Origin of the sequence: Pantoea stewartii subsp. stewartii (genome assembly GCF_008801695.1) — a bacterium.
Taxonomy (GTDB): Bacteria; Pseudomonadota; Gammaproteobacteria; order Enterobacterales; family Enterobacteriaceae; genus Pantoea; species Pantoea stewartii.
Window position 1 is genome coordinate 1 of sequence record NZ_VZPF01000149.1, and the last position, 4,400, is coordinate 4,400.

Genomic DNA, 4,400 nt, shown 5'->3' on the forward strand with positions numbered 1-4,400 from the left:
AATGGAGGCGAAGCGCCTCAAGGAGCCATGTCCGGTGTTTCACGCGATAGTGTCCATTAAAAAATGATGGACACTATTTTCCCGGAACCGGAGCCCGCTGCACAGACGGTTTAAATGTGACGCTTACGCACTGAACGTGGTCGATAATCAGTTTGTACATAAAGGGGATCGGTTACTGACGCTGGATCCTGTGCCCTGGCAAATCGCTCTGCATAAAGCCGACGCACAGCTGAGCCAGGCGCAGGCCGATATGGCGAAAGCCCAAAATGAATTCAACCGGCGCAGTAAACTGCCGCGCAATACCATCTCGGGCGAAGATCTGGATGTCGCCCGACTGAATGCAGCGGCGGCGCAGGCCAATGTCAAGGCCGCGCAGGCCGCGCGTGAACAGGCCGCATGGAATTTACAGCAAACCACCGTGAACGCCCCCACGGACGGTTGGGTCAGCAATCTGACACTACGTCCCGGCAATTTCGCCACGGCTGGCACTCCGCTTTTTGCGCTGGTGGACAGTCACGCTTTTTATGTCGTGGGCTACTTTGAAGAGACCAAATTGCGCCATATTCGTCCGGGTGCGGCCGCTCAGGTGACGCTCTACAGTACGGGCCGGCAGTTATCCGGTCAGGTTGAGAGCATAGGGCGCGCGATTTACGATCAGAGTCTGGACGCCGACAGTGGGCTGCTGCCCGATATCAAGCCGAACGTGCCCTGGGTGCGCCTTGCTCAACGTGTACCTGTACGCATTCGTCTCGCTGCTCTCCCGGATAACGCTCTGTTAATCGCCGGTACGACCTGCACGATTACGATACAACCATGAACCTCAACGGACTGGCCTGGCAAAACCTGCCCTGGCTGAAAGCGGACAGCAATCAGTGGCGTTATGCTCTGCGTAACGCGGCTGCCATGTGCCTGGCTCTTAGCATTGCCTATGGACTGGATCTTAACGAACCCTACTGGGCCATGACCTCCGCTGCGGTGGTAAGCTTCCCGACAATCGGCGGTGTGATCAGTAAGAGTCTGGGACGTATTGTTGGAAGCCTGCTGGGGGCAACGGCCGCCTTGCTGATTGCGGGCCATACGCTTAATGAACCCTGGCTGTTTGCCTTTTTTATCGCAGGCTGGCTGGCGCTGTGTACCTAGGTGGCCAACCACTATCAAAATAATGTCGCCTATGGGTTTTCGCTGGCCGGGTACACTGCGGCGATCATTGCCTTCAGCTGTGTCAATCTGACCGATATCAGTGGCCTGTGGGACATTGCCCAGGCGCGCGTCTGTGAGGTGATTTCCGGGCTGCTCTGTGCGGGTTTAATGATGATGATCCTGCCCAGTACGTCAGACGGTGAAGCCCTGATCACCGCCCTGAAGCAGATGCACACGCGTCTGCTGGATCACGCCACGCTGCTCTTGCAGGACACCCGGAACGACGAGATCCGTCACGCTCACGAAGCGGTGATTGGCCAGATCCTGACCATGAATTTATTGCGTATCCAGGCATTCTGGAGCCATTACCGCTTTCGTCGCCAAAATAACGTTCTGAACTATATCCTGCATCAGCAGCTTCGTCTGACCAGCGTCCTGTCCAGCCTGCGGCGCATGCTGCTGAACTGGCCAGATGCGCCGGAAGCGCTGTATCAGGCTTTAACACGCATTATGCAGGAGCTGGCAAAACCGGACTGTGATAAGTACCGGCTGGCAGCTTTGTTACGCAGCATCACCCCTGCCAGCGATGGTGATTACCGGCAACGGGCGTTTTGTCAGCGGTTGCGCTACTTCTGCTGGATGTACCTCAATGTGTTGCGCTGGATAAGGCAGCTGGAACAGGCTGATGCCGATACCCGCTTTCAACCGCCTGCAGTGTCTGCGCTGGCCAGCGAAAGTGACAGCGCCGAAGCCGGCTGGAGTGCGCTACGAACATTCAGCATCATCGTGGCAGGCTGCGCATTCTGGATCGCGACACAATGGACCTCGGGTGCCTCGGCCCTGACGTTTACGGCGATTGCCTGTGTCCTTTACGCCTCGGCCCCTTCGCCCACAGGCAGCATTACGCTGTTACTGAAAACGTTGCTCTGGCTGTTTGCTTTTAGCGTGCTGTTTAAATTTGGTGTGATGGTGCAGTTTAATCAGCTGTGGCAACTGCTGGCCATCCTGTTTCCGCTGCTGCTGGCCTGGCTGGCTTTCCAGATCCTGCGTCCCAGCTCCGATTCACGCCGCAGCCGTCGCCATATCCAGGCGTTGAGGCTGGCGTTTCTGGATCAGCTTCGTCAGCATCCCCACCGGGATCAAAACCGTTTTGAGTCGCTGATTTATCATAAAATTGGTCAACTCAGTAACAGTAAAGATGAAACGGCGCGCGTCTGGCTACTGCGTTGGGGCGTCGTTCTGCTTAACTGTTCCCATCTCGTCTGGCAACTGCGTGACTGGCAAACAGACACCCCGATACTGAACCAGTACCGGAGCGAAGCATTGCACAATCTGCAGAATATTATGAGCTTACACGGTGTGCAGCATCGCCACCTGGACACCGCGCTGGACGCGCTTCAGGGCATCACAGAAGAGGCGCTTAGTGTCAACAGTGCCGACGCCAGCACCCTGGCCGGCCTGCTGTGGCGGTTGCGCTGTTCACTGGCGCAGCTGAAACAGGCGATTCCCGACTGATTACTGGCAATACTGCTGGTGCTGCCGGTTAAAATCATCCTGAAGTTGCTGAACGGTTTTTTGCCCTTCGAACCGGCTTTGTTGAATAAATGGATTTTATGCTGTGGTACTATGAAAACGGTTGTTTCAGATAACATAAAATCAATGCGTTACATGCTTGCGTATGACGGTGTTCTGTCTGGCATCAGCGTTTTCTACCAAAACAGTGCAGACAAAACAGAATGATTACCTATTATTCAACAAAGCCCTTCGAACCGGGTTTTATCGGCTTCGGAAACAGCCTCAATCACCAGGGCTTTTTCGTCGGGTGAATAGATAAAACGCCGGTAAATCATCGACCCCGTAAAACTTTTGCCCAGGATGCCACCACAAATCATTGTCGTGTTATGCCGGTAAATGGTGGTATCCGTGAAATTGGTTTCCGTGGCGCTGCGCAGAACATTCTGGCAATGCTGCGCTTCAAGCTTTTGCCGCACATCCCGACTGAGCCGTTCACGGCCCTTCGCAATCTCTTCGCAGCGAAGGCGTGCTGAACTGGTATCAATGGTGCGCTGCAGTTCACGTCCTGTTTCTGTGATCAGTTGCGTATCATTGGGTTTATCGCATCCTGCCAGCAACAGACACAGTAGCCAGGCGCCCTTCCATTTCATTTGCACTGCTCCTCAGTTTGTCAGGCTTTGTAACGGGAATCAGTATCATAGGGAGGAATAAGACGATGATGCTACAACAAATTGTCAACAAGCGAAAAGCCGTGATGGCGGCAAAATCTGCCGCCATCAGCGACACACAGCGTCAGATAACACCGCAGGCAAACCGTGCCCCGCCACCGCCCAAAGGTTGTGGGTGATCCGCATGGTTATCCCCGCCCACATGCACCATCAACGCTTTGCCTTTCACCTCGCTCAGCGTTTTAATGCGCGGTGCCAGCACCGGATAGGTGGCTTTACCCTGCGCATCGACATAGAGCGCAGGCAGGTCGCCTAAATGGCCCTCAGCATAGGGCCCCAGGTGCTTGCCGGTGTTCGCCGGATCAAGATGCCCCCCTGCCGCCCCCGCGGCCACCCTTTTTCCTTCCGATTCGCCGGGTTCACAGCTGCCTTTCGCATGGACATGAAAACCGTGAATGCCCGGCTTCAGTCCTTCCAGCATGGGCGTCAGTTGCAAACCGTATTGCGTCTCTTCAATATTTACCGTGCCGATGGCATTGCCGATTCCCTGCACCGAAACGGCATGAATTGTCACCTGTTCGCTGGCCGCCTGCGCGGCACCGCAGGCTAACAGCGTCGCTATCGCAATTGCGTTCACTTTCATTGTGGCTCCTTTTTGCTCTGGGGTTCAGCTTAAGCCTAGCCCCGTAGCGCAAAGATTGCCGCAAATTGACGAATGTTTACGCTCAGGGCACGTCATAGCCCAGTGCGGCTTTGCGGATGCGGAACCACTGCTGCCGACTGAGCGTCAGCCCGGCCGCCCCTGCCGCTTCTGTAATGCGATGGGTTTTGCCTGACCCGATGATGGGCAAGGGTTTACTCGGCAGACGCATCACCCAGGCATAGACGACCTGCTCAAGGCTTGATGCCCCGATCTCCTGACGAATGGCTTCCAGCTCGTCGCGCAGCGGGGCTTTGTTGAATAAATCAGATTCGGGGCGAGTGTCCCTGTAGCAGGGCAGAGTTTCAGGCAATACGGACACTTTCTGGCATTCCTGCCTTTGTCATTCTGTTCAGCGCTCGAACCATGGCCAGAGC

The 4,400-nt window shown here is 55.5% G+C and carries 2 protein-coding genes and 3 pseudogenes; 2 read left to right on the plus strand and 3 right to left on the minus strand.

Annotated elements, in window-relative coordinates:
• Positions 1-130: 130 nt before the first annotated feature.
• Together F7Q90_RS24780 and F7Q90_RS24785 are read left to right on the plus strand one after the other, a co-directional pair.
• Positions 131-817, plus strand: a pseudogene (locus F7Q90_RS24780) (efflux RND transporter periplasmic adaptor subunit); the annotation flags it as partial.
• Positions 814-2,655: pseudogene (locus F7Q90_RS24785) on the plus strand (FUSC family protein). The pseudogenes F7Q90_RS24780 and F7Q90_RS24785, both read left to right, overlap by 4 nt.
• 236 nt (positions 2,656-2,891) lie before the next feature.
• On the opposite strand, the gene F7Q90_RS24795 reads toward F7Q90_RS24785, so the two are convergent.
• The 3 genes and pseudogenes from F7Q90_RS24795 to F7Q90_RS24805 all read right to left on the minus strand — a co-directional run.
• Positions 2,892-3,305: a hypothetical protein gene (locus tag F7Q90_RS24795; RefSeq protein WP_006118995.1), complete on the minus strand. Its 414-nt coding sequence runs from the start codon at positions 3,303-3,305 to the stop codon at positions 2,892-2,894.
• Positions 3,306-3,447: 142 nt separating this feature from the next.
• Positions 3,448-3,966: a superoxide dismutase family protein gene (gene sodC, locus F7Q90_RS24800; RefSeq protein WP_006118994.1), complete on the minus strand. Its 519-nt coding sequence runs from the start codon at positions 3,964-3,966 to the stop codon at positions 3,448-3,450.
• Positions 3,967-4,048: 82 nt separating this feature from the next.
• Positions 4,049-4,276 (minus strand): annotated as a pseudogene (locus tag F7Q90_RS24805) (aldo/keto reductase); the annotation flags it as partial.
• Between the last annotated feature and the right edge of the window lie 124 nt (positions 4,277-4,400).

What these genes read in the sequence shown, in the direction of transcription:
- F7Q90_RS24795 (WP_006118995.1), bottom strand. Translation starts at nt 3,305, where the DNA reads ATGAAATGGAAGGGCGCCTGGCTACTGTGTCTGTTGCTGGCAGGATGC.
- sodC (WP_006118994.1), bottom strand. Translation starts at nt 3,966, where the DNA reads ATGAAAGTGAACGCAATTGCGATAGCGACGCTGTTAGCCTGCGGTGCC.